Source organism: Acidovorax sp. GW823-FHT01C06, from assembly GCF_058798375.1.
This window is the reverse complement of the sequence record NZ_JBXAKN010000002.1, coordinates 322,288-346,956: the sequence shown is the minus strand read 5'-3', so window position 1 is coordinate 346,956 and position 24,669 is coordinate 322,288. Positions and strand designations below refer to the sequence as shown.

The window sequence follows — 24,669 nt, the reverse complement described above, 5'->3', positions numbered from 1 at the left end:
TGGATGGGGGCGAGTGAGAGTGGCGCAGTTTTGCTACTAAAATAGTAGCGTGTTGCGCTTGCAGGACGGGCGCTGGGGCGGAATGTGCGTGTGCGGCCGGGGGCAACAGCCACCGCCACAAGGTCACCATCCATGCCATCAACAACCACATGCTCGCTTCGATCCGCTGGCAGGCTGCTCCCGGGTAGGGTGCGTCTGCCAGCTTGGGGATTCCGTATCAGTGTTTCAATCTGTCAGCCCGCCGAACGAAGCGCAGGCCACCGCAGGCATCTGGCCTGCAATCTGCGTGCACGACGCCCGCTGGCATCGACCTTCCTGCACGAGGGAAAGGGTTGCGTGGACTAAACTCCAGACAAATCAACCACTTACACAGCAACGCGCAGGTGAAACACATTATAGGGGCCAAACCGCCATCCGACCGCACCACGGCGGCAAGCCCTCCGGCGGCACGCCTGATCGAGGTCGATTCCGATTCCGCGGGCCAGCGGCTCGATAACTTTTTGATACGCCACTTGAAAGGTGTGCCAAAAACGCACGTCTACCGCATCATCCGCAGCGGCGAGGTGCGCATCAACAAAGGCCGCGTGAGTGCCGACACCCGCGTGGAAGCAGGGGACGTGGTGCGCCTGCCTCCTGTTCGAATTTCAGACAAGGTGGCCGAGAAGGCCGAGCGTCCGGCGCCCGCGCGCGAATTTCCCATCCTGCTCGAAGACGAGCATCTGATCGCCATCGACAAACCTGCCGGCGTGGCGGTGCACGGCGGCAGCGGCGTGAGCTTCGGCGTGATCGAGCAGTTGCGCCAGGCGCGCCCGGCCGCGAAGTTCCTGGAGCTGGTGCACCGGCTGGACCGCGAGACCTCGGGCATCCTGCTGGTGGCCAAGAAGCGCTCGGCGCTCACGCACCTGCAGGACCAGTTCCGCGAGCGCGAGACCGGCAAGACCTACCTGGCACTCGTCACGGGTGCCTGGCCCGCCAACAAGAAAGTCATCGACCTGCCGCTGCACAAGTACCTGCAGGCCGACGGGGAGCGCCGTGTGCGCGTGACCACGGCCGACGACCCGGACGGCATGCGCTCCGTCACGCTCGTCAAGGTGCGCAGTTCCGTGCCCCCGCGCCCCGCGCAGGGGCTGCCCGCCATGTCGCTGCTGGAGGTGACCATCAAGACCGGCCGCACCCACCAGATCCGCGTGCACCTGGCCAGCCAGGGGCATGCCATCGTGGGGGACGACAAGTACGGGGATTTCGACCTCAACAAGCGGCTGCAGAAGCTGGGCATGAAGCGCATGTTCCTGCATGCCTGGCGGTTACAGTTCAACCATCCCGCCTCGGGCGAGCGCGTGGCGCTCCATGCCGAGCTGCCGTCCGAACTGGCCGGCTTTGTGCCTTCTCCTGCCTGAAATGGCGCGAACAACCCCCCATGCCCTCCACCACCTCCCGCCCGCGCCGTTTCGATCTCATCGCCTTTGACTGGGACGGCACCCTGTTTGATTCCACCGCCATCATCGTGCGCTGCATCCAGGCGGCGGTTCGCGATGTCGGTGGCACGGTGCCCACCGACAAGGAGGCCGCCTACGTGATCGGCATGGGGCTCATGCAGGCCCTGGCCCATGCCGCCCCCGACGTGCCGCCCGAGAAGTACACCGACCTGGGCAACCGCTACCGGTTCCACTACATCCAGCACCAGGAGGACCTGAGCCTGTTTGACGGCGTGCTGCCGCTGCTGGCCGACCTGCGCGATCGCGGGCACCTGCTGGCGGTGGCCACGGGCAAGAGCCGCCGCGGCCTGGACGATGCGCTGCATTCGGTGGACCTGCGCGGCGTGTTCGATGGCTCGCGCACGGCCGACCAGACCGCGGGCAAGCCGCATCCGCTGATGCTGCAGGAGCTGATGGCCGAGTTCGACGTGCCGCCCGAGCGGCTGCTGATGGTGGGCGACACCACGCACGACCTGCAGATGGCGGTGAATGCCGGCTGCGCCAGCGTGGGGGTGAGCTACGGCGCGCATGAGCCCGAGGTGTTCCATGCGCTCAACCCGCTGCACGTGGCCCATTCGGTGCGCGATTTGCACGACTGGCTGCTGCAATACGCCTGACGAGGGTGCACGATGCGCAAACGAGCATTCCCATGACGGACCTTCCTGACCGGGCCATTGCGTTGTGCAACAGCGCCGACCTGGCCGACAGCGGCCTGGCTGTTGCGTTTGACGTGGTCTATGCGGGGCAGACCTGCCGGGCCTTTGCCATCCGCTACCGCGGCACACCCCATGCCTACCTCAACCGCTGCACGCACGTGGCGATGGAAATGGACTACCAGCCCGACCGGTTTTTCGACGACACCGGCCAGTGGCTGCTGTGCGCCACCCATGGTGCGGCCTATCTGCCCAGCACGGGGCAGTGCGCGGGGGGGCCCTGCCGGGGCGGCCTGGTGAAAATTGCCTTGTCGGAAAGCGATGGCGTGGTGCACTGGCATACTGCATACAACCTGCAACCCGTGGAGTTCTAGAAAATCTAGATGAATTACCCTTATGTGCTGTCGTCCGGTGCCTTGCCCGTGCCCTGGACAGGCCGCCCCGGCAAGGCAGGCGCAGCGCCAGGACGCATGACATGACCGACCCCCAAACGCCCGGTTCCCCGGGTTTTGACCCCAAAAACAACCCAGCGCCCGACCTGTGGGCGCAATCAGCTACGAATTCAGGAGCATCTGTGAGCGACTCATCGCGTGAACCCGGCTGGGAACGCGCCACGCTGGAAAAGCTGGCCTTCTCTGCCCTGCAAGAGCAACGCAGCGCCCGCCGCTGGAAGATATTCTTCCGGCTGGCATGGCTGCTGCTGATCGCCGCCGTTGCCTTCGCCGCCCTGCGCCAGGCGTCGCCCAGCGCCAGCAAGAGCGCGCCGCACACGGCGGTGGTCGACATCAAGGGCGAGATCGCCGCGGGCGCCGAGGCCAGCGCCGAGTTCGTCGTGGCCGCGATGCGCAGCGCGCTGGAGGACGAAGGCTCGCAGGCGCTGGTGCTGCTCATCAATTCGCCCGGCGGCAGCCCGGTGCAGGCCGGCATCATCAACGACGAGATCGTGCGCCTGAAGGCCAAGCACAACAAGCCGATCTATGCCGTGGTGGAGGAAACCTGCGCCTCGGCCGCGTACTACATCGCCGCCGCGGCGGACGACATCTATGTGGACAAGGCCAGCATCGTGGGCAGCATCGGCGTGCTGATGGATGGCTTCGGCTTCACCGGCACCATGGAAAAGCTGGGCGTGGAGCGCCGCCTGCTGACCGCTGGCGAGAACAAGGGCTTTCTCGACCCGTTCAGCCCGCAGACCGAAAAGCAGCGCGCCTACGCGCAGACCATGCTCGACCAGATCCACCAGCAGTTCATCGCCGTGGTGAAGGCCGGGCGCGGCGACCGCCTCAAGACCACGCCCGACACGTTCAGCGGCCTGTTCTGGACGGGCCAGCAGGCCGTGGAAATGGGCCTGGCAGACAAGCTGGGCAACCTGGACTACGTGGCGCGCGAGGTGGTGAAGGCCGAGGACATCATCGACTACACCCGCCGCGACAACGTGGCCGAGCGCCTGGTCAAGCGTTTTGGCGCCGCCATCGGCGTGGGCGCGGTCAAGTCGCTGTCGGTGGCGGGGCCGCAGCTGCGCTGACGCCACCTGATCTGGCCTGCGGGCCACTCGCAGCCAATGCCCTGGGTGGAGATTCCATCCGGGGCATTTTTGCGTATGGGCGTGTGCGAATGGCGCCGCTGACCGGGCGGTGCAAGCCTCAGGGGCGGCAGGAGGGTGGAGGGGCAGGGGTCTGATGCCTGCTTCAGCTGTCCAGCCCGCCGGCCCTGCGCTGGCGCGAGCCATCTTCAAGAATGGTGTCGTCCGCCACGAGCTTGCCCGCTTCGTCCCACTGCTTGCGCGCCGTGAGACGCGTGCGGCCGCGGGCATCGGGGGCGGAATACTGCTCTTCTATCGCCAGCCGGCCGTTGTCGTGGAACGCCTGCTGCGTTCCCACGGGCCACTGGTCCTTGGTGAGCTGGTCGCGCCGCAGGAGGCTGCCGTCGTCGCGGTGCATCTCGCGCAGCAGGCGGGCCTGCTCGCCGGTGCCGCTCCAGGTGCTGCGTTCGCGCACGGACCCGTTGAGGTACCAGCGCTCCACCTGCACCTCGCGCCCGCCGTCAAAACCGCGCTGCTCGATGAGCTGGCCCGATGCGCCGTAGCGCCGGGTGCTCCACAGAGGGCCCCGGGTGTCGCGCAGCGCGCGCTCGTCGGGGGCGAAAACGCGTTCCTCGCGCAGCACGCTCCTGCCGCCTTCGGTGTGGAAGCTGCGGTGAACGCGCCGGCCTTCCACCACGAGCTGCTGGGCGGAGACGAGGCCGTCGCCGTTCCATTCGGTGGCGCTCAGCAGGCGGCCCTGGTCGTACCGAAGCTGTGCGGTTGGGGTCCCGTTTTCCGCGTGCAGCAGGGTGTCGGTGGCGCCATCGAAGCCGCAGAGCTTGCGGTCTTCGGGCAGCACGCTGGCACGGGGGCAGAGCAGGCGCGTGGGCTGGCCCCTGCCGTTGGTCTCCACATGAAAGAGCTCCTGCCCGTCGTCATGGAACGACACCCGCTCCACGCGGCCGGTGGCATCGAAGCGGCGCACCGCGCCCTGGGTGCGGCCGTTGTCGGCGGTTTCCTCGCGCCGCACCTGGCCGTTGGGCCAGAACTCGGCCACCCGGCCGTGGCTGTTGCCGCGTTCGTTCACCGTGCGCTCGCGCTGCAGGCGGCCTTCGCGGTCGAACATGCGCTCCTGGCCGATGTACTTGCCATTGCGCAGCTCCTGCTCTCGCTGGACATGGCCCGTGTCCTCTTCGCGGCAGCGCACGAGCCCGGACTGTCCGGCCGTTTCGGCGCCGTTGGAGATGTTGATGGCCTTGCCGTTCAATTCACAACGAATAATGGCCTCTGCGCTTGTCATATAAGCGCTACAAGCTATTAAAAATATAGCAACTGAATGCGGCTGCATGTCAGCGGCCCAATGCGAACACCACGGGGGTGCGGTTGTCGGGGGGCTCGGGCTGCTGGCGCCATTGCCGCACCAGCTGGCTGCGGATGCGTGCGTCCGGCAGCGTCAGCCCGCTGGCCAGCGCCAGCCGGGTGTGGGGCTGCAGCGCCTGGACCAGCGCCTGCCACAGGGCCGCATTGCGGTACGGGGTTTCGATGAAGAGCTGGGTCTGCCCTGTCTTGAGGGCCAGGCCTTCGAGTTCCTTGATGCGCTGGGTGCGCTCCTGGCTGTCCTGTGGCAGATAGCCGACGAATGCGAAGTTCTGCCCGTTCAGGCCGCTGGCCGCCAGTGCGAGGAGCAGCGACACCGGGCCCACCAGGGGGGCCACGGGGATCTGCAGATCGTGCGCGGCGCGCACCACGGACGAGCCCGGGTCGGCCACGGCGGGCATGCCCGCCTCGCTGACCAGTCCCATGTCATGCCCCGCCAGCGCGGCGGCCAGCAGGGGGCGGGCATCGAAGGGGGCCGACCCCTTGTCGCCATGGTCTCCCTTCTTGTGCACCTCGCGCGGCAGTTCGGTGATCTGCTGCTGCTGCAGGGAAGCGGCCAGGGGGTGGAGGGCATCGACGCGCTTGAGGTAGGCGCGGGTGCTCTTGGCGTTCTCGCACACCCAGTGGGTGAGCCGCGCCGCGGTCTGCAAGGTGCTGGCGGGCAGCGCATCCTGCAGCGGAACCTGGCTGTCGCAGCCAAAATCGAGCGGCGCGGGCACCAGGTACAGCGTTCCGGTTCTTGCGTTCATCGCTGGGCTCCATGGGGCTGCGTGGTACCGGCCGTCCAGGCAACTGGCGCAGCCCAGGCCGGGGCGTGCCCTTCTGCGCAAAGAGAGGGTGGCTGCGCGACGCGGCTCGGGGGATGTTTCATCACGGCAGTACCAGCCCTGCCGCCCGCAGCATGCGGCAGGTGCGGATCAGGGGCAGCCCAATGAGCGCGGTGGGGTCGTCGCTCACGATGGCATCGAGCAGCACGATGCCCAGGCCTTCGCTCTTGGCGCTGCCCGCGCAGTCGTAGGGCTGCTCGGCGCGCAGGTAGCGCTCGATCTCTGCGTCGGACAGGTCGCGGAATTTCACCTCCACCGCAGCCAGGTCCACCTGCTCGAAGCCCGTGGCGGCGCACACCACGGCCACGGCGGTCTGGAACACCACGGTCTGGCCCCGCATCTGGCGCAACTGCTGCACCGCGCGCTCGTGGTGGCCCGGCTTGCCCAGGGGTTCGCCCGCAAGGTCGGCGACCTGGTCGGAGCCGATCACCACGGCATCGGGGTGCTGGCGGGCCACCGCCTGGGCCTTGGCCACCGCCAGGCGCAGGGCCAGCGCGCGCGGGGCCTCGCCCGGGCGGGGCGTCTCGTCCACATCGGGGGCGGCAACGTCGAAAGGCAGGTTCAACCGCTGGAGCAATTCGCGCCGGTACCGCGAGGTGGAGCCCAATACCAGAGGGCGTTGCAGGGGAGGGGATTGATGCATGCGCCGATTCTCTTACACTGCCGCCATGACCAAGGAATTCTCCGCACAGCGCCTGGACGTGAAAGCCTTTGCACAGGCGGGCGGTCGGCTGTCGGGCCACGATTCGCTCTTGAAGTACGAACGCCTGGCCCAGGAGGCCAAGGGCTTGCACCCGGACCTGATGGTGGACTGGGAGGCGGTCGGCGAAGTGCGCACCGCGCTGGGTGGCATGGGCCAGGTGTGGCTGCATCTCAAGGTGCGGGCCAGTTTCCCCATGGAGTGCCAGCGCTGCATGACCCCGGTGGATGTCCCCTTGGAGGTGGACCGCGAGTTCCGCTTCGTGGCCGACGAAGCCACGGCCGAGGCGCTGGACGACGAGAGCGAGGAAGACCTGCTGGCCATGAGCCGCGAATTTGATCTGCGCGAGCTGATCGAAGACGAATTGCTGATGGCGCTGCCCGTGGTGCCCAAGCACGACGAATGCCCGACCTCGGTGCCCCTGGCTTCCTCGGATGAGGATTTCGAAGAGGCCAACGCCGAGAAGCCCAACCCATTTGCCGCGCTGGCGGGCCTGCGAAAACCCGGCAAAGGGTCATAAAGAGGCCGCGAGCCATTTAGGCTATAATCGAGGGCTTCGCGCGAATCCCCTCGTGTCTTTAATGGGCTGATCGCGTTTTTACCAACCTATTCAAGACCAGGAGCCATCATGGCCGTTCAGCAAAACAAAAAGTCCCCTTCCAAGCGCGGCATGCACCGCTCGCACAATGCCCTGAATGTGCCGGGCATTGCCGTGGAACCCACGACCGGTGAAACGCACCTGCGCCACCACATCAGCCCCAACGGCTTCTACCGCGGCCGCCAGGTGCTGAAGAACAAGTCTGAAGCCTGACTTTCGCCCCATCCAAAGGCCCGTTGCTACTGAAATCGTAGCGCGGGCCTTTGTTTTGACCGTTGCATTTCATCTTCCGGCCTGTCTGGCCGGTCGGACAAGTCGCCCATGATCACACTGGCTGTTGACTGCATGGGGGGCGACCATGGCCCCCGCGTCACGCTCGCGGCGTGCCGCCAGTTCCTAGATAACCACCCTGATGCCCGCCTGCTGCTCGTTGGCTTGGCGGACAGCCTGCAGTCGTTCTCGCACGACCGCGCCACCATCGTGCCCGCTTCCGAAGTGGTGGCCATGGATGACCCCGTGGAGGTGGCCCTGCGCAGGAAGAAGGACTCTTCGATGCGCGTGGCGATCCAGCAGGTCAAGGATGGCGCCGCCTCGGCGGCTGTCTCCGCAGGCAATACCGGCGCCCTGATGGCCATTGCCCGCTATCTGCTCAAGACGCTCGACGGCATCGACCGCCCGGCCATCGCCACGCAGATGCCCAATGCCGCCGGCGGCGCCACCACGGTACTGGACCTGGGCGCCAACGTGGATTGCTCTGCGGAGCACCTGCTTCAGTTCGCCGTCATGGGCTCCGCGCTGGTGTCCGCCCTCAGGGATGGCGGCGAGCCGACGGTGGGCCTCCTCAATATTGGTGAGGAAGTCATCAAGGGCAGCGAAGTGATTAAAAAAGCAGGTGAACTCCTGCGATCTGCTGCCAATTCTGGCGATCTGAATTTCTATGGAAATGTCGAAGGCAATGACATCTTCAAGGGAACGGTGGATATCGTCGTGTGTGACGGCTTTGTCGGCAACGTGGCCCTCAAGGCCAGCGAAGGCGTCGCGTCGATGATCATCGGTGCGCTCAAGACCGAGTTCTCTCGCAACATCTTCACCAAAATTGCTGCCATCACTGCCTATCCGGTCTTAAAAGCGCTGATGAAGCGCATGGACTACCGTCGGTACAACGGTGCGGCCCTTCTGGGGCTGCGTGGACTGGTGTTCAAGAGCCATGGGTCGGCTGACACAATGGCCTTCGAGCAGGCGTTGAACCGGGCGTATGATGCAGCCCGCAACAACTTGCTCGACCGTGTCCGGACCCGGATTGCGCATGCAGCGCCTCTTCTGGTGCCTGCAGATGCACAGCCCCAGCCTGGCGTTGCGGCGACGATCACACATTGATGAGACGCTACTCCCGCATTACCGGCACCGGCAGCTACCTGCCCCCGCGCCGGCTGACCAACGCTGATCTGGTGGCCGAGCTGGCCCAGCGCGGCATAGAAACCTCGGACGAATGGATCGTGGAGCGCACGGGCATCCGCGCCCGCCATTTCGCGGCGCCTGATGTCGCCAGCAGCGATCTGGGGCTGGAAGCCGCGCGCAACGCCCTGGAGGCCGCGGGGCTGCAGCCCACGGACATCGATCTGATCATCGTGGCCACGTCCACGCCGGACATGGTGTTTCCTTCGGCTGCCTGCATATTGCAGAACAAACTGGGCGCCAATGGTTGCCCGGCGTTTGATGTGCAGGCGGTGTGCAGCGGTTTTGTCTATGCCCTGTCCGTGGCGGATGCCATGATCCAGACGGGGGCCGCCAATCGCGCGCTGGTTATTGGCGCTGAGGTTTTCAGCCGTATCCTGGACTTCAACGACCGTACCACCTGCGTGCTGTTTGGCGATGGGGCGGGTGCTGTGGTGCTGGAAGCGTCTGAGACGCCCGGCATCCTGTCCAGCGACCTGCACGCCGACGGCAGGCATGTGGGAATCCTGTGCGTGCCTGGCAACGTGGCCGGTGGCCAGGTACTGGGGGACCCGGTCCTCAAGATGGACGGGCAGGCTGTTTTCAAGCTCGCTGTCGGGGTGCTCGAAAAGGCCGCGCATGCGGTGCTCGCGAAGGCGGGCATGACGGAGGCCGACATCGACTGGCTGATCCCGCACCAGGCCAACATCCGCATCATGCAGGGCACCGCCCGCAAGCTCAAGCTGTCCATGGACAAGGTGGTGGTCACGGTGGACCAGCATGGCAATACATCGGCCGCTTCCATTCCCCTCGCGCTGGACCACGCGGTGCGCTCCGGCCAGGTCAAAAAGGGCGAGACCCTGCTGCTCGAAGGTGTGGGCGGTGGCTTTACCTGGGGCGCGGTGCTCCTGAAGTTATAGCTTTCAGCGCTTATTGAATAAGCGCTGGGACTCGATTTCAATCATATTTCTGGATTTTTCATGAAATCTTTTGCATTTGTCTTTCCGGGGCAAGGCTCGCAATCGGTGGGCATGCTCGACGGATGGGGCGATCACCCGGTGGTCGTCCAGACCCTGCAGGAGGCATCGGATGCCCTGGGCGAGAACGTCGGCCTGTTGATCAAGGACGGCCCCAAGGAGGCGCTTGCGCTGACCACCAATACGCAGCCTGTGATGCTGGTGGCGGGGGTCGCTGCATGGCGCGTGTGGCGCGCGGAGGGCGGCGCGGCTCCCGTGGCTGTGGCTGGCCATTCGCTGGGCGAATATTCGGCGCTGGTGGCGGCGGGGGTGCTGACGCTGGCCCAGGCCGCGCCACTGGTGCGTCTGCGGGCGGCCGCCATGCAGGAGGCCGTGCCCGTCGGCACCGGAGCGATGGCGGCGATTCTGGGCATGGAAGCCTCCAAGGTCATCGCGGGCTGCGCCGAGGCGCTGGCTTCGCTGGGTGCGGGCACGTCCGAGGTGGTCGAGGCGGTCAATTTCAACGACCCCATCCAGACCGTCATTGCAGGGACCAAGGCGGGTGTCGACAAGGCCTGCGAAGTTCTCAAGGCGGCGGGTGCCAAGCGTGCATTGCTGTTGCCTGTCTCCGCACCCTTTCATTCCAGCCTGATGAAGCCCGCCGCCGAGAAGCTGCGGCTGGCGCTGGCGGATGTGGCGTTTGCCGTTCCCCAGATCCCCGTGCTGAACAACGTGGATGTCGCGGTTCGCCAGGACGCGGATGCGATCCGGGATGCGCTGTACCGGCAGGCCTTTGGCCCCGTGCGCTGGGTGGAATGCGTGCAGGCCCTCAAGGCGCGCGGCGTGACCCATATTGTTGAAAGTGGCCCTGGCAAGGTGCTGGCCGGCCTGACCAAGCGCATCGACCCCGAGTTGGTGGGTGGTGCAATGTTTGATCCGGCCACGCTGGCCGAAACCCGGGAGTTGCTGGCATGACGGAAACCTCATCGGCCGCGCAGGTGGCGTTGGTGACAGGCGCATCGCGCGGCATTGGCGCGGCCATTGCGCTGGAACTGGCTGTTCGTGGCTATCAAGTGGTGGGCACGGCCACGACCGACGAGGGGGCTGAGCGCATCAGCCAGGCCCTGTCGGCCTATCCGGGCTGCCGCGGCGCCAACCTGAACGTGAACGATGCGGCCGCCGTTGATGCGCTGCTGGATGCCATCGTCAAGCAGCAGGGCGGATTGCATGTGCTGGTGAACAATGCGGGCATCACCCGCGATACGCTGGCCATGCGCATGAAGGACGACGACTGGGACGCGGTGCTCGACACCAATCTCAAGGCCGTCTTTCGCGTGAGCCGTGCGGCCATCCGTCCGATGATGAAGCAGCGTTTTGGGCGCATCATCAGCATCACCAGCGTGGTGGGTGCCTCGGGCAATCCAGGCCAGGCCAACTACGCGGCCGCCAAGGCGGGCGTGGCCGGCATGGCGCGCGCACTGGCCCGCGAACTGGGCAGCCGCGGCATCACGGTCAACTGTGTGGCGCCGGGTTTTATCGAAACCGACATGACCTCCGTGTTGCCCGAAGACCAGCAAAAAGCGCTCAATGCGCAGATTCCCCTGGGCCACATGGGCAAGCCCGCAGACATCGCCCATGCGGTGGCCTACCTGGCTTCGCGCGAGGCTGGCTATGTCACCGGGCAGGAGTTGCATGTCAATGGCGGCATGTATATGTAATTGATGGAAGATAACGCCGGTTCATCCGGACGGCGGGCTGCTGAGGGGCTTCTCCTGAAGCAGCTAGAATCGCGGATTCATTCACAACCCCCAGAGGGAAACCATGAGCGATATCGAAGCACGCGTCAAAAAAATCATTGCCGAACAACTCGGCGTGGAAGAGTCCCAAGTCACCAATGAAAAGGCCTTCGTGGCAGACCTCGGTGCCGACTCGCTTGACACGGTGGAGCTGGTGATGGCGCTGGAAGACGAATTCGGCATCGAGATTCCGGATGAAGACGCCGAGAAGATCACCACGGTGCAAAACGCCATCGACTACGCCAATACCCACCAGAAGGCCTGAGCGGCGCTCTGCGCCTGACTCAAGCGATCAGCAGAAGGTTTTTTACGCATGAGCCGTCGTCGCGTTGTCGTGACCGGCCTGGGATGCGTCAGCCCCGTGGGCAACACGGTGGCCGAATCCTGGGCCAACCTCCTTGCCGGAAAATCCGGCATTGATCTCATCACCAAGTTCGACGCGTCGAACTTCGCCTGCAAGATCGCGGGGGAGGTCAAAGGTCTTGACCTGGAGTCGTACATCAGCGCCAAGGATGCGCGCGCGATGGACAGCTTCATTCATTTCGGCATCGCGGCAGCTGCGCAGGCGGTGCAGGATGCCGGCCTGCCCACGGGTGAGGCGCTCAGCGAAGAGTTCGCCACGCGCATTGCCTGTGTGATCGGATCGGGGATTGGTGGCCTGCCACTGATCGAGAACACCCACGCGGAACTGGTCAGCCGCGGCCCCCGTCGCATCACGCCGTTCTTCGTGCCGGCGTCCATCATCAACATGGTGGCGGGCCACGTGTCCATGCGCTTTGGCTTCAAGGGCCCCAACCTGGCGGTGGTCACTGCCTGCACCACGGGCCTGCACTGCATCGGCGAGGCCGGCCGGATGATCGAGTACGGCGATGCCGACGTGGTGGTCGCCGGTGGCACGGAATCCACCGTATCGCCGCTGGGCATCGGGGGGTTCGCGGCCATGCGTGCCCTGTCCACCCGCAACGACGACCCCAAGACAGCATCCCGCCCCTGGGACAAGGACCGCGATGGTTTTGTGCTGGGCGAGGGCGCCGGCGTGATGGTGCTGGAAGAATACGAGCATGCCAAAGCCCGGGGTGCCAAGATTTACGCAGAATTGAGCGGCTTTGGCATGAGTGCCGATGCCGGGCACATGACGGCCCCCAACATGGATGGCCCGCGCCGCGCCATGCTGAACGCCTTGCGCAATGCGGGCATGAATGCCGACCAGGTCGACTACCTGAACGCCCACGGTACTTCCACGCCCCTGGGTGACATCAACGAAACAAATGCCATCAAGGCGGCCTTGGGCGACCATGCCTACAAGACCGTGGTGAGTTCTACCAAATCCATGACCGGCCACTTGCTGGGCGGCGCGGGTGGTATCGAGAGCATCTTCACGGTGTTGGCGCTGCATGAGCAAAAGGTGCCGCCGACCATCAATTTGCTGAATCAGGATCCGGAGTGCGATCTGGATTACTGCGCCAACACGGCGCGTGACATGAAGATCGACGTGGCCGTCAAGAACAACTTCGGTTTTGGCGGCACCAACGGAACCCTGGTCTTCAAACGCGTCTGATCCTCTGGCACCACATCCTGCCGCGCTGGATGACAAGGCCTTTCTGCCTTGTTGTTGCCTTGAGCCCGAGGGCGAGCCTGCCGCGAAGCTGTGCCCTGGCCTGGGCCGTGGGCTTTTGGTGACCGGTGGCGCGCCATGGACGTGACCTCCTCGCGGCGGCCGCCGGCGGTGCTGTACCCCCTGCGGCGCAGCCGTGCCCTGGGCTGTGTGCTGGCTGGCGCGCTGCTGGCAGGCGCGGGCGGGCTCGGCGCGTGGTTCTTTCGAGGCTCGGGTGCGGGCTCCCTCTGGCCTGTTCTGGCCGGCGGCGGGCTCTGGCTCGTGGCCGCCGCCAGCGCACTGCACTTCTGGGTTCACCAGTTTTCTGGTGCCATTCGCTGGGACGGACAGTCCTGGGCTCTGGAGAGTGGGCAGCCCGGCGACACATTGGCGGCACTTTCCGCTTCCCCGGAAGTCCTTCTCGACGTGCAATCGCATCTGTGGCTGCATGCGCGGCCTGCGGGGCGCGGCCGCATCTGGCTGTGGCTGGAGCGTTCCACCCAGCCTGAACGTTGGATGGATCTGCGCCGTGCGGTATATTCGCGCCCCAGACCGGGCGCTGGCAACGCTGACGAAACCGCCCCGGCAGCAGCCGTGGTGCGTGAATCCTGAGTATCCATGACTGTAATTCCGCCTTCCCCTTCCGAAGACAGCGATCTCCAACTGGTGGAGCGCACGGTGGCGGGCGATCAGCGCGCCTATGAGCTACTGGTCATCAAGTACCAGCGCCGCATCGAGCGCCTCATTGGACGCATGGTGCGCGACACCGACCTCGTGCAGGACATCGCACAGGAGACGTTCATCCGTGCCTACCGCGCACTGCATCAGTTCCGCGGCGATGCGCAGTTCTACACCTGGCTCTACCGGATTGCCGTCAATACCGCCAAGAAGGCGCTGATGGACATGAAACGCAATCCCGTCATTTCGGAGAATGCGCTGCGAGGGAATGAGGATGAAGATGAAACTTCCCGCCTCGGACACGAACTAACCAGCGAAGAAACCCCCGAAACCGTGCTCGCGGCCCGAGAAATCGCGCAAGCCGTCAATGCGGCCATGGAGGCATTACCCGAAGATCTGCGCCAGGCGGTGACCTTGCGCGAGATCGAGGGACTGAGTTACGAAGAGATCGCAACGGCCATGGATTGCCCCATTGGCACGGTGCGGTCCCGGATTTTCCGGGCGCGTGAGGCCATTTCGGCAAAAGTGCGCCCCTTGCTTGAAAACCAGTCGGGCAAACGGTGGTGAGGTAATGAAATGAACAAGGCTGTACGTAGCGATGGATTGGCAGAGGGCGCCGTGGTGAATGAGATGCACAGGCGCGAACAGTTGTCTGCACTGGCCGATGGCCAGTTGCAGGGGGATGAGTTGGCCGATGCCCTGGCCTACGCGGAGCAAGCCGAGGGGCATGCGGCGTGGCAGCTCTACCACCTGGTGGGTGACGTATTGCGTTCGTCCGATCTGGCGCGGCCCTCCAGCCCGGATTTCATGGCACGGCTGCGCGATGAGCTCGCCAAGGAAGGGCCTGCCCTGAGCGTTCAGCCCCCGGTGCAGGTGGCAGTGGTGGCTCCCGTGATGGAGAGTGCCGCCAATGCGTCCGTCTTCCGCTGGAAGATGGTCGCTGGTTTTGCGTCGCTGGCGGCGGTGGCCGCGATTGGATGGACCTCCTTGGCCAGCCTGCAAGGCACTGGTGCGGCGGGTCCGTCGGGCGGTGCCCAGCTCGCCCTTGCGCCGGAATCCGCGCCCAGCACCGCTGGCACGCCCGTGGTGGCCGTGGCGGATGCCGAAGGTGGGGCACAGGTGATGATTCGCGATCCCCGCCTGGACGAGTTGCTGGCGGCGCACAAGCAGTTTGGCAGCACTTCCGCCCTGCAGATGCCCGCGGGCTTCCTGCGCAATGCGACATTTGAGACACCCGGCCGCTGAGTCAAGGATGGCTCTTTGTGCTGAGACCGTGCGATGACCAATACAGGGGTTGCGGGCAATAGCGTGATTGCGCCATGTCGGTGGTTCAGGTCCGGGTGGGTGGCGGTGCTTCTGTGCGTGGCGGGGCTTTCCGCCGCGATGGGAGAGGCGCAACTGGAAAAGTCGCCTCGTCCTTTGGGGGACGCGGCCCCGGTGCCCGCGGCGCGCACCATCGTGCAATGGATAGAGCGCATGCACAGCGCGCCCTGCATCCGGCCCTATGCGGGAACCTTCGTAGTGCTTGCGGCCTCGGGCGCGATGGCCAGTTCGCGCATCTGGCACGCCTGTGAAGGGCAGCAACAGATGGAGCGCGTGGAGGCGCTGAGCGGCACGCCGCGGACTATTTTCCGGCGCGATGACGAGGTGCGCACTTTCTGGCCCCAGTCCCGGGTGGTCCGCTCGGACCGCCGCGAAGCCTCGGGGCAGTTTCCGCGCGTTCCTGTGGTCAACGGCACGTCGATCTCCCAGTTCTATGTCTCGCGTTCGGTGGGGCAGGAGCGGGTGGCGGGTTTTGTCGCGGACGTGGTGTGGTTCAAGCCGGTGGACTCCCTGCGTTTCGGCTACAGGCTGTGGAGCGAGCGGGACACCGGCCTTGTCGTGAAGCTGCAGACACTGGCTGCGGATGGCCGCGTTCTGGAGCAGGCCGCGTTTTCAGAGCTGGATCTGAATGCGCCCGTGCGAGTGGAGCAGCTCTCGCGCCTGATGGATGCCACGGAGGGCTACAAGGTCGTGGCACCGGCCGTGGTCAAGACCACCGCGTCGGCCGAGGGGTGGGCCTTGCGCCAGCCGGTCGCGGGATTTGTTCCGGTGAGTTGCCATCGGCGCGCGGTGTCTGCCGCGGACGATGCCCAGGGCATTCTGCAATGCCTGTACTCCGATGGCCTCGCGTCGGTCTCGCTGTTCGTGGAGCCGTTTGATCCCCAGCGGCACCCGGCGCAGCCCCAGGTGTCGAGCATGGGCGCCACCCAATTGCTGGCGATGCGGGTCTTGCCCGATGTGTGGCTCACCGCGGTCGGAGAGGTACCGCTGCAGACCCTTCGTCTGTTTGCCGGGCAACTGGAGCGCACCCGCTGATTGCACGGCTGCCACTCCGTGGGGTGGCGGGCCGCTGCGGGTTGCGGCCTGCCCTTCAGAGGGGCATGCAGACAGCACGTCAGCGCGGGAACCAAATGGCCGCACACTCTTCACAGTTACATACAGTTTGATGACTGCGTTCGTCACAATTCACGAAAGGTCGATGATGCCGAAGTTCGATGGAAATGCGCTGCGCTCCGTAGCATTTGCGTGCATGTTCGCCGGGGTCGCCGGTGGAGCGTTTTTGCCCCAGGCCGCCTTCGCGCAGCCCGCCGCAGCTGTGCGTGGCCTGCCAGACTTTACCGACCTGGTGGACCAGGTGGGCCCGTCCGTGGTCAACATACGGACCGTGGAAAAGGCGTCGAGCCGCGCGAGCGCGAATGGCATGGACGAGGAAATGCTGGAGTTCTTCCGCCGTTTCGGAGTGCCGATTCCCAACGTGCCGAGGCAGCAGCGCCCGCAGCGGCCCCAGGACGACGAGCAGCCCCGTGGCGTGGGCTCGGGCTTCATCCTGACCACGGACGGGTTTGTCATGACGAACGCGCATGTCGTGGAGGGGGCCGATGAAGTGATCGTCACGCTGACCGACAAGCGTGAGTTCAAGGCCAAGATCATCGGCGCGGACAAGCGCACGGACGTGGCCGTGGTCAAGATCGAGGCCACCGGGCTGCCCGCAGTGAAGGTGGGTGATCTGGGGCGCCTGCGTGTCGGAGAGTGGGTCATGGCGATTGGCTCGCCTTTCGGGCTGGAGAACACGGTGACCGCGGGCATCGTCAGTGCCAAGCAGCGCGATACCGGCGACTACCTGCCCTTCATCCAGACCGACGTGGCCATCAACCCTGGGAACTCGGGGGGGCCCCTGATCAACATGCGCGGCGAGGTGGTGGGGATCAACAGCCAGATCTATTCGCGCTCGGGTGGATTCATGGGTATTTCGTTTGCCATCCCGATGGATGAAGCCATCCGGGTGAGCGAACAATTGCGCGCGTCCGGGCGGGTCACGCGGGGTCGCATCGGCGTGCAGATCGGACAGGTCACCAAGGACGTGGCGGAATCGATTGGCCTGGGCAAGGCGCAGGGGGCCCTGGTGACCGGCGTGGAGGCTGGATCGCCGGCAGACAAGGCCGGGGTGGAAGCGGGGGACATCATCACCCGTTTCGATGGCAAGACCATCGAGAAGGTGGCTGATTTGCCCCGGCTGGTGGGCAACACCAAGCCCGGCACCAAGAGCACCATGACCGTATTCCGCCGGGGCGCTTCGCGGGATCTGGGCATCACCATTGCCGAGATCGAGCCTGACAAGCCCGCGGCCGCCAAAGCGGCAGAACGGGAAGAGAAGCCCAAGGCATCGGCCGCTGCGCAGCAAATCGGGCTGGCGGTGATTGAACTTTCCGATGCGCAGAAGAAGGAACTTAAGGTCAAGGGAGGGGTACTGGTGGCGACCGCCACGGAGGCTGCCGCGCGTGCCGGCCTGCGCGAAGGTGACGTGATTCTTGCGATCGCAAACACCGAGGTGTCGGGGGTCAGGGAGTTCGAAGCCGTGCTGGCAAAGGCGGACAAGAGCAAGGCCATCAATGTGCTGTACCGACGCGGAGAGTGGGCGCAATATGCCTTGATCCGGCCCGGACGCTGAGGCGTCGGATGTGCGGGTGGGGGCGCCTGGGCGGCGATTCCCCACTTTTGCAATGGGCTATTTGACCGCGGCGAAAGGTTTTTTGGCGTTTTTGCTGGAACCTCTCCGAAAGCATGAATGTTAGCTTTTGCTAACTTTTTCAAGGTCTATCAACTGGATTCGATAGAATAGAGGCTCCTGTTCAACGCTAATCTGTATATTGGCCAGGCGCGGATTCACGATGCGGGATGCGCTGGTGCAATGCACAGCTGATCCACAGCTCACCCACAAGTTGTCCAGCGTTGTTGTTGTGCAGACTGTGAATAAGTTGTGAATAAAAGCCCTGTTGCACCCTGGCAACTCCCCCTGGATGCAGTCGTATGGGCTTTTTCCTGCGGGCTTTTTGCCTACAATGAAGCTCCAACTATCGCAGTTGCCAATGATTGTTGGTTCAGGGCGCGTCGCCATTCGACGCGCCCTTTTTTCTTGTGTGCTCCGTTTTAATTCAATCACTTGACGCTTTCCGTTGATGAACCACATCAGAAATTTTTCCATCATTGCGCACATCGACCATGGCAAGTCGACGCTCGCTGATCGCTTGATCCAGCGCTGTGGCGGCCTTGCGGACCGTGAGATGGAGGCCCAGGTTCTGGACTCGATGGACATCGAAAAGGAGCGTGGGATAACCATCAAGGCACAGACGGCGGCACTGCAATACAAGGCACAGGATGGCCAGGTCTACAACCTCAATCTGATCGACACGCCGGGTCATGTGGACTTCTCGTATGAAGTGAGCCGCTCGCTGTCTGCCTGCGAGGGCGCGTTGCTGGTGGTCGATGCATCCCAGGGCGTCGAAGCCCAGACGGTCGCGAACTGCTACACGGCGCTGGACCTGGGTGTCGAGGTCGTGCCGGTGCTGAACAAGATGGATCTGCCCAATGCGGATCCGGACAACGCCAAGGCCGAGATCGAGGACGTGATCGGCATCGACGCCACGGATGCCATTCCATGTTCCGCCAAGACGGGCATGGGCATCGAGGAGATCCTGGAAGCCATCGTCGCCAAGGTGCCCGCGCCGCGCGGCAATGCGCAGGGTCCGCTGCGGGCCATGATCATCGACAGCTGGTTTGACAGCTATGTCGGCGTCGTGATGCTGGTGCGCGTGGTGGACGGGCGGCTGCTCAAGGGCGAGCGCATCAAGATGATGGCCAGTGGCGCCGTGTACAACGCCGACAACCTGGGGGTGTTCACGCCCGCCAACGAGCCGCGCAATTCGCTGGATGCGGGGCAGGTGGGCTACATCATCGCGGGCATCAAGGAGCTGCAGGCCGCCAAGGTCGGCGACACGATCACGCTGGAAAAGAAGCTGCCCAACAACGCAGGCCCCGCCGCCGAGGCCTTGCCCGGCTTCAAGGAAATCCAGCCGCAGGTTTTCGCGGGGCTGTACCCCACCGAAGCGAGTGAGTACGACTCGCTGCGTGATGCGCTGGAAAAGCTCAAGCTCAACGACGCCTCGCTGCACTACGAACCCGAAGTGAGCCAGGCGCTGGGCTTTGGTTTTCGTTGCGGATTCCTCGGGCTCCTGCACATGGAAATCGTGCAGGAGCGCCTGGAGCGGGAGTTCGACCAGGACCTCATCACCACGGCGCCCAGCGTGGTCTACCAGGTGGTCAAGGCCGATGGCGAAGTGATCATGGTCGAGAATCCCTCCAAGATGCCGGACCAGGGGCGGCTGGAGGAGATCCGCGAGCCCATCGTCACGGTCCATCTGTACATGCCGCAGGACTATGTGGGCCCGGTGATGACACTGGCCAACCAGAAGCGCGGCGTGCAGATGAACATGGCATACCACGGCCGCCAGGTGATGCTCACCTACGAAATGCCGCTGGGCGAGATCGTGCTCGACTTCTTCGACAAGCTCAAGTCGGTGTCGCGCGGCTATGCCTCCATGGACTACGAGTTCAAGGAATACCGCGCCTCCGATGTGGTGAAGGTCGACATCCTGCTCAACGGTGAAAAGGTCGACGCGCTGTCCATCATCGTGCACCGCTCGCAATCGCAGTACCGCGGACGTGCCGTGGTCGCCAAGATGCGCGAGATCATCAGCCGCCAGATGTACGACGTGGCCATTCAGGCCGCCATCGGTGCCAACATCATTGCGCGCGAAACCATCAAGGCATTGCGCAAGAACGTGCTGGCAAAATGTTACGGCGGTGATATCACCCGCAAGCGCAAGCTCCTCGAGAAGCAGAAAGCAGGTAAGAAACGCATGAAACAGATTGGATCGGTCGAGGTGCCCCAGGAGGCCTTCCTGGCCATTTTGCAGGTGGAAGACTGATGCAGGCCATGCAGATTCTCACCTCTCTGGTGCTGGCCGCATTTGGCGGGTATATCGGCGCTTGGTACTTTGGGGCCGTGGAAGGCAACTTTGCCCTGCTGTTGTTCATGGCCACGGTGGTCACGGGTGCCTACTGGCTGGCCGAGCGGCTGTACTTTTTGCCGCAGCGCCGCCGGGCGGCCCAGGCCGTGGAAGATGCCGCCGTGCAGCGCCGCGCCGAACTGGACCGCATGGGCATCCAGAAAGTTGATGTGGATGTCCAGGAAGCCAAGGGGAGGCTGCTCATGCAGCCCTGGTGGCTGGACTGGACCGCAGGACTCTTCCCGGTGATCGTCGCGGTGTTCCTGCTGAGGTCATTTCTGTTCGAGCCTTTCAAGATTCCGTCGGGTTCCATGATTCCCACGCTGCTGGTGGGCGACCTGATCCTGGTGAACAAGTTCACCTACGGTATCCGCCTGCCGGTCATCCACACCAAGATCACCGAAGGCACCAAGCCTGCGCGGGGGGATGTGCTGGTGTTTCGCTACCCGCCGCAGCCCAGCCTGGACTACATCAAGCGGGTGGTCGGCGTGCCGGGGGACGAGGTCGCCTACCTCAACAAGCGCCTCACGATCAATGGCCAAGCCGTGGATACCAAGGCAGCGCCGGATTTCTTCGAAGAGGATTCGATGCGCTACTTCAAGCAGTTTGAAGAGCAACTGGGCCCGCAGCCGCATCGCTTGCTGAACAACCCTGATGTTCCTGCCTTCGTGCAGGGCGCGAGCAATTTTGCCTACCGGCAAAACTGCCGCTACAGTGTCGAAGGCGTCGTCTGCAAGGTGCCGGAAGGCCACTATTTCATGATGGGGGACAACCGGGACAACTCGCTCGATTCGCGCTACTGGGGATTCGTTCCAGAAGGCAATATCGTCGGGAAGGCCTTTTTTGTCTGGATGAATTTCGGTAACCTCAAGCGCATCGGTTCATTCCACTAAGCCACGGCCGTCAAGGCAAACAAGGAGAGGGAATACATCATGGTGAAAGTCCATCGCGTGGCCAGCCGGTCGCGCCAGCGCGGATTGTCTTTTTTTGGTCTGGTCTTCATTGGTGTCCTGGCTGTGGCCGTTTTCGCCATTGGCGGCCAGTCGGTTCCCATTTTTATTGAATACGCCGCCATCAAGAAAGCGGCCGAGAAGGCCAAGGCCGAAGGCTCTGTGGCCGGAGTGCGTGGCGCATTTGACCGTGCGGCGGCGATTGATGACATTACCTCGATCCGGGGTAGCGACCTGGAGGTGGGCAAGCGTGGCGACAAGGTCGTGGTGTCCTATAAGTACTCCCGCGAAATCGCGCTGGCGGGCCCGGCCTATCTTGTCTACCGCTTTGAAGGACAGACCAACTAGTGCACGCCGGCCTTCAAGCGCTGCAGTCCCGCCTGCAGCATGTTTTTTCCGATCCATCCCTTCTCCAGCGCGCCACCACGCACCGCAGTTTTTCGGCCGATCACAATGAGCGGCTGGAGTTTCTGGGGGACTCCGTGCTGAATCTCGCGGTCGCGAGCCTGCTGTACCAGCGGCTGTCGGCCCTGCCGGAGGGGGATCTGTCCCGTGTCCGTGCCAACCTCGTCAAGCAGGACACCCTGCACCATCTGGCGCTGGGCCTCAAGATTTCCGAGGTGCTGCGCCTGGGTGAAGGCGAGTCCAAATCCGGCGGCCAGCAGCGGCCGTCCATCCTGGCCGATGCGCTGGAGGCGCTCATCGGCGCGGTGTACCTTGACGCGGGGTATGGCAGCGCGGAGGCGCTGGTGCACCGCTTGTTCCAGGGCGTCGAGATCAACCCGCAGATGCAGGCGGCGTCCAAGGATGCCAAAACCGCGTTGCAGGAGTGGCTCCAGGGCCGCAAAATGAAGCTGCCGCAGTACCGCGTGGTGGCGACGGTCGGGGCGGCGCACCGCCAGACCTTCGATGTCGAATGCGACATTCCCGAGTTGGGCCTGACCGAGCGTGGCATCGGCGGCTCCCGCCGGGCCGGCGAGCAGGCCGCAGCGGTGGCCATGCTGGCCACATTGAAAGCAAAGAATCTATGAATGATGCTACCAAAGATGTAGCTGGTGACGAAGGTGCAGCAAGCGCAGGGGCGCAAAATGACCTGGAGGCCATGCTCGCGGCGGCGGGCGCCCCTGCGGCCGTCCCCGGCCAGCGCTGCGGCGTGATCGCCATCGTGGGCAAGCCCAACGTGGGCAAGTCCACGCTGCTCAATGCGCTGGTGGGGCAAAAGATCAGCATCACCTCGCGCAAGGCGCAGACCACGCGCCACCGCATCACCGGCATCCGCACCCGCGAGCAGACGCAGTTCATTTTCGTGGACACGCCGGGCTTCCAGACGCGCCACGCCACCGCGCTCAACAAGTCCCTGAACAAGACCGTGATGGGGGCGATCGGCGACGTGGACCTGATCCTGTTCGTGGTGGAGGCCGGCAACTTCACGCTGGCCGATGCCAAGGTACTCTCGCTGTTCAAGCCCGGCATTCCCACGCTCCTGGTGGCGAACAAGCTCGACATGGTGCACCGCCGCGCGGAGATCGCGCCCTGGCTCAAGAGCATGCAGGAGCGCCATCCGTTCACCGAATTCGTGCCCATGTCGGCCAAGAACAAGGGCGACATCGAGCGCCTTTTCGGCATCTGCGAAAAATACCTGCCCGAGCAGGGCTGGTGGTACGGCGAGGACGAACTGACCGACCGCAGCGAGAAATTCCTGGCCTCCGAAACCGTGCGCGAAAAGCTGTTCCGCTTCACCGGGGATGAACTGCCCTACACCTCCACCGTCGTCATCGACAAGTTCGAGGAAGAGGCGAGCAAGCAGCACAAGCGACTGGTCAAGATCGCCGCCACCATCGTGGTGGAGCGGGACAACCACAAGATGATGGTCATCGGCGACAAGGGTGAGCGGCTCAAGCGCATCGGCACCGAGGCGCGGCAGGAGCTGGAAAAGCTCATGGATGCCAAGGTGTTCCTGGAGCTGTGGGTCAAGGTCCGCTCCGGCTGGGCTGACGATGAAGCCCGGGTGCGTTCCTTCGGCTACGAGTAAGTGCATGCCATCAGCGCCCGCTGCCCGCCGGGTGGCCGGCGTTGGTTGAGCCGCCGCCACACTCCATCCTCACGCCTATCCCTGCGACCCCCCACGTGGCTGCCGCCAAGCGCATCTCCGATGAACCTGCCTTCGTGCTGCACAGCTACGACTGGAGCGAGTCCAGCCTGATCCTGGAGGTCTTCAGCCGCCACTACGGCCGCGTCGCCCTGGTGGCCAAGGGCGCGAAGAAGCCCAGCTCCAACTTCCGCCCGGTGCTGCTGCCGCTGCAGCCCCTGCTGCTGACCTACACCCTGGCCGGCAATGGCGACGCGGACATCCACGCGCTCAAGGGCGCCGAGTGGGTGGGTGGCCACGTGATGCCCACGGGCGACGCCCTGCTGTCGGGCCTGTACCTCAACGAACTGCTGCTGCGCCTGCTGGCCCGCGCGGACCCGCACGCCGCTCTGTTCGACGCCTACGCGGGCGTGGTGCGGGTGCTGGCCAGCGAGCATGGCGACGCCCTGGAGCCCGTGCTGCGCAGTTTCGAACTGCTGCTGCTGCGCGAGATCGGCCTGTTGCCCAGCCTCGACGTCCAGACCATGACCCTGGCCCCCCTGCAGGCCGGCACGCGCTACACGCTGGTCCCCGAAGGAGGCCTGCGCGCTGCCTCGGCGGCCGAGCGGGGCGGGCTGCCGGGCAGCCAGTGGCAGGCATTGCAGCGGGCTCTGGACGATGCCGCCAGCTATACCGCCACACTGCGGGCCTGCGTTGCCGTCTCGGCCGAACTCAAGCCCCAGCTGCGTGCCCTGCTGCAATACCATTGCGGCAGCCCGACGCTGCGCACCCGCCAGCTCATGATCGACCTGCAGGCCCTATGAACCAGCCACACCGCCCCTCGCACCCGACCACCGCCCTGTCGGTCAACGTCAACAAGGTCGCCCTGGTGCGCAACACGCGCCACCTGGGCATTCCGAGCGTCACGCGCGCGGCCGAGCTGTGCCTTCGGGCGGGCGCGCAGGGCATCACCGTGCATCCCCGGCCCGACGAGCGGCACATCCGCGGCCAGGACGTGTTCGAGCTGGCCGCCTTGATGAAGGCCTGGCCCGATCGCGAATACAACATCGAAGGCAACCCGTCGCAGAACCTGATGGACTTCATCCGCCAGGTGCGCCCCCACCAGGCGACCTTCGTGCCCGACAGCGAAGACCAGTTCACCAGCGACCACGGCTGGAGCTTTCCGCAGGATGCCGGGCGCCTGGCGCCTCTGATCGCCGAGTGCAAGGCACTGGGTGTGCGCGTGAGCCTGTTCATGGACCCGGTGCCGGAGCAGATGGCCGCCGCCAGGGCGGTGGGCGCCGACCGGGTGGAGTTGTACACCGAGCCCTATGCCGCCGCCTGGGGCACCCCGCAGCAGGAGGTTGAGCTAAAACGCTACGCCGCGGCCGCCCAGGCCGCGCTGGATGCGGGCCTGGGCGTGAATGCGGGCCACGACCTCAACCGCGACAACCTCGCTGCCTTCGTGCGCGGCGTGCCCGGCGTGCTGGAGGTCTCGATTGGGCATGCACTGATCGCCGACGCGCTGGAGCTGGGCTACGCCGCCACGGTGTTGGCCTACCTGGGCTGCATCCGGTCGGGTTTTGCGGCACAGGCAGATAACTCCTGATTTGATAGCTGCTTGCGCTTGATGAATAAGCGCTGGCGGCTGATTT

General features: G+C 64.7%; 28 protein-coding genes. 24 read left to right on the top strand and 4 right to left on the bottom strand.

Annotation, left to right across the window (positions count from 1 at the left end; genetic code table 11):
• Window positions 1–383: 383 nt before the first annotated feature.
• From AC1RCS_RS07165 to AC1RCS_RS07150, 4 genes are all read left to right on the top strand, one after another.
• The gene (locus AC1RCS_RS07165) at window positions 384–1,397 is read left to right on the top strand and encodes an RluA family pseudouridine synthase (protein ID WP_218295611.1); all 1,014 of its coding nucleotides are present in this window, start codon (window positions 384–386) and stop codon (window positions 1,395–1,397) included.
• Window positions 1,398–1,417: 20 nt separating this feature from the next.
• Window positions 1,418–2,092, top strand: a complete 675-nt coding sequence (locus tag AC1RCS_RS07160; RefSeq protein ID WP_218295610.1) for an HAD family hydrolase — start codon at window positions 1,418–1,420, stop codon at window positions 2,090–2,092.
• A 32-nt stretch (window positions 2,093–2,124) separates the two neighbouring features.
• Window positions 2,125–2,502 carry a Rieske (2Fe-2S) protein gene (locus AC1RCS_RS07155; RefSeq protein ID WP_218340096.1) on the top strand — a complete coding sequence of 126 codons (378 nt, stop codon included), beginning with the start codon at window positions 2,125–2,127 and terminating at the stop codon, window positions 2,500–2,502.
• A 101-nt stretch (window positions 2,503–2,603) separates the two neighbouring features.
• Window positions 2,604–3,650, top strand: coding sequence for a S49 family peptidase (locus tag AC1RCS_RS07150; RefSeq protein WP_218295608.1), 1,047 nt, complete (start codon window positions 2,604–2,606; stop codon window positions 3,648–3,650).
• A gap of 163 nt (window positions 3,651–3,813) precedes the next feature.
• Here AC1RCS_RS07150 and AC1RCS_RS07145 read toward each other — a convergent pair whose 3' ends face one another.
• The 3 genes from AC1RCS_RS07145 to AC1RCS_RS07135 form a co-directional block, all read right to left on the bottom strand.
• The gene (locus AC1RCS_RS07145; RefSeq protein ID WP_492266988.1) at window positions 3,814–4,947 is read right to left on the bottom strand and encodes a toxin-antitoxin system YwqK family antitoxin; all 1,134 of its coding nucleotides are present in this window, start codon (window positions 4,945–4,947) and stop codon (window positions 3,814–3,816) included.
• Window positions 4,948–4,996: 49 nt separating this feature from the next.
• Window positions 4,997–5,773 carry an SAM-dependent methyltransferase gene (locus tag AC1RCS_RS07140; protein WP_218295607.1) on the bottom strand — a complete coding sequence of 259 codons (777 nt, stop codon included), beginning with the start codon at window positions 5,771–5,773 and terminating at the stop codon, window positions 4,997–4,999.
• A 121-nt stretch (window positions 5,774–5,894) separates the two neighbouring features.
• Window positions 5,895–6,494 (bottom strand): Maf family protein, encoded by a 600-nt coding sequence (locus AC1RCS_RS07135; protein WP_369643010.1) that lies wholly within the window; start codon window positions 6,492–6,494, stop codon window positions 5,895–5,897.
• A gap of 25 nt (window positions 6,495–6,519) precedes the next feature.
• On the opposite strand from AC1RCS_RS07135, the gene AC1RCS_RS07130 reads away from it, so the two are divergent.
• From AC1RCS_RS07130 to AC1RCS_RS07070, 13 genes are all read left to right on the top strand, one after another.
• Window positions 6,520–7,071, top strand: coding sequence for a YceD family protein (locus AC1RCS_RS07130; RefSeq protein ID WP_492244143.1), 552 nt, complete (start codon window positions 6,520–6,522; stop codon window positions 7,069–7,071).
• A 108-nt stretch (window positions 7,072–7,179) separates the two neighbouring features.
• Window positions 7,180–7,362 carry a 50S ribosomal protein L32 gene (gene rpmF, locus AC1RCS_RS07125; RefSeq protein ID WP_005794249.1) on the top strand — a complete coding sequence of 61 codons (183 nt, stop codon included), beginning with the start codon at window positions 7,180–7,182 and terminating at the stop codon, window positions 7,360–7,362.
• Window positions 7,363–7,470: 108 nt separating this feature from the next.
• Window positions 7,471–8,526, top strand: a complete 1,056-nt coding sequence (gene plsX / locus AC1RCS_RS07120; RefSeq protein WP_218340100.1) for a phosphate acyltransferase PlsX — start codon at window positions 7,471–7,473, stop codon at window positions 8,524–8,526.
• Complete coding sequence (locus tag AC1RCS_RS07115; protein ID WP_218295603.1) at window positions 8,526–9,503, top strand: beta-ketoacyl-ACP synthase III; 978 nt, start codon at window positions 8,526–8,528, stop codon at window positions 9,501–9,503. The genes plsX and AC1RCS_RS07115 overlap by 1 nt, the downstream gene beginning before the upstream one ends.
• Before the next feature lie 60 nt (window positions 9,504–9,563).
• Window positions 9,564–10,514, top strand: coding sequence for an ACP S-malonyltransferase (gene fabD / locus AC1RCS_RS07110; protein WP_218295602.1), 951 nt, complete (start codon window positions 9,564–9,566; stop codon window positions 10,512–10,514).
• Window positions 10,511–11,257 carry a 3-oxoacyl-ACP reductase FabG gene (gene fabG, locus AC1RCS_RS07105; RefSeq protein WP_218295601.1) on the top strand — a complete coding sequence of 249 codons (747 nt, stop codon included), beginning with the start codon at window positions 10,511–10,513 and terminating at the stop codon, window positions 11,255–11,257. Before fabD ends, fabG begins: the two co-directional genes overlap by 4 nt.
• A 103-nt stretch (window positions 11,258–11,360) precedes the next feature.
• On the top strand, window positions 11,361–11,600 hold the full coding sequence (acpP, locus tag AC1RCS_RS07100) for an acyl carrier protein (RefSeq protein WP_003058049.1): 240 nt from the start codon (window positions 11,361–11,363) through the stop codon (window positions 11,598–11,600).
• Window positions 11,601–11,648: 48 nt separating this feature from the next.
• Entirely contained in the window at window positions 11,649–12,893 is a 1,245-nt protein-coding gene (gene fabF / locus AC1RCS_RS07095) for a beta-ketoacyl-ACP synthase II (RefSeq protein WP_218295600.1), read from the top strand.
• Between the two features lie 135 nt (window positions 12,894–13,028).
• On the top strand, window positions 13,029–13,541 hold the full coding sequence (locus AC1RCS_RS07090; RefSeq protein WP_492244142.1) for a hypothetical protein: 513 nt from the start codon (window positions 13,029–13,031) through the stop codon (window positions 13,539–13,541).
• A gap of 6 nt (window positions 13,542–13,547) precedes the next feature.
• Entirely contained in the window at window positions 13,548–14,174 is a 627-nt protein-coding gene (rpoE, locus tag AC1RCS_RS07085; RefSeq protein ID WP_218295598.1) for an RNA polymerase sigma factor RpoE, read from the top strand.
• A 9-nt stretch (window positions 14,175–14,183) separates the two neighbouring features.
• Window positions 14,184–14,852: a sigma-E factor negative regulatory protein gene (locus AC1RCS_RS07080; RefSeq protein ID WP_492244141.1), complete on the top strand. Its 669-nt coding sequence runs from the start codon at window positions 14,184–14,186 to the stop codon at window positions 14,850–14,852.
• Between the two features lie 33 nt (window positions 14,853–14,885).
• Window positions 14,886–15,965: a MucB/RseB C-terminal domain-containing protein gene (locus AC1RCS_RS07075; protein WP_492244140.1), complete on the top strand. Its 1,080-nt coding sequence runs from the start codon at window positions 14,886–14,888 to the stop codon at window positions 15,963–15,965.
• Between the two features lie 166 nt (window positions 15,966–16,131).
• Window positions 16,132–17,598, top strand: a complete 1,467-nt coding sequence (locus tag AC1RCS_RS07070; protein WP_492244255.1) for a Do family serine endopeptidase — start codon at window positions 16,132–16,134, stop codon at window positions 17,596–17,598.
• 120 nt (window positions 17,599–17,718) lie between these two features.
• On the opposite strand, the gene AC1RCS_RS07065 is transcribed toward AC1RCS_RS07070, so the two are convergent.
• On the bottom strand, window positions 17,719–18,117 hold the full coding sequence (locus AC1RCS_RS07065; protein WP_218340104.1) for a hypothetical protein: 399 nt from the start codon (window positions 18,115–18,117) through the stop codon (window positions 17,719–17,721).
• On the opposite strand from AC1RCS_RS07065, the gene lepA reads away from it, so the two are divergent.
• The 7 genes from lepA to AC1RCS_RS07030 all read left to right on the top strand — a co-directional run bounded on the left by lepA (window position 18,107) and on the right by AC1RCS_RS07030 (window position 24,623).
• Entirely contained in the window at window positions 18,107–19,915 is a 1,809-nt protein-coding gene (gene lepA, locus AC1RCS_RS07060; RefSeq protein WP_218295594.1) for a translation elongation factor 4, read from the top strand. The genes AC1RCS_RS07065 and lepA overlap by 11 nt on opposite strands.
• Window positions 19,915–20,889 (top strand): signal peptidase I, encoded by a 975-nt coding sequence (lepB, locus tag AC1RCS_RS07055; RefSeq protein ID WP_492244139.1) that lies wholly within the window; start codon window positions 19,915–19,917, stop codon window positions 20,887–20,889. The genes lepA and lepB overlap by 1 nt, the downstream gene beginning before the upstream one ends.
• A gap of 39 nt (window positions 20,890–20,928) precedes the next feature.
• Window positions 20,929–21,294, top strand: coding sequence for a DUF4845 domain-containing protein (locus AC1RCS_RS07050; RefSeq protein WP_492244138.1), 366 nt, complete (start codon window positions 20,929–20,931; stop codon window positions 21,292–21,294).
• Entirely contained in the window at window positions 21,294–21,977 is a 684-nt protein-coding gene (gene rnc, locus AC1RCS_RS07045) for a ribonuclease III (protein ID WP_492244137.1), read from the top strand. The genes AC1RCS_RS07050 and rnc overlap by 1 nt, the downstream gene beginning before the upstream one ends.
• Entirely contained in the window at window positions 21,974–22,978 is a 1,005-nt protein-coding gene (gene era, locus AC1RCS_RS07040) for a GTPase Era (protein ID WP_218295590.1), read from the top strand. Before rnc ends, era begins: the two co-directional genes overlap by 4 nt.
• 95 nt (window positions 22,979–23,073) lie before the next feature.
• Window positions 23,074–23,838 carry a DNA repair protein RecO gene (gene recO, locus AC1RCS_RS07035; protein WP_218340107.1) on the top strand — a complete coding sequence of 255 codons (765 nt, stop codon included), beginning with the start codon at window positions 23,074–23,076 and terminating at the stop codon, window positions 23,836–23,838.
• Complete coding sequence (locus AC1RCS_RS07030) at window positions 23,835–24,623, top strand: pyridoxine 5'-phosphate synthase (RefSeq protein ID WP_492244136.1); 789 nt, start codon at window positions 23,835–23,837, stop codon at window positions 24,621–24,623. Before recO ends, AC1RCS_RS07030 begins: the two co-directional genes overlap by 4 nt.
• The last annotated feature ends 46 nt before the right edge of the window (window positions 24,624–24,669 follow it).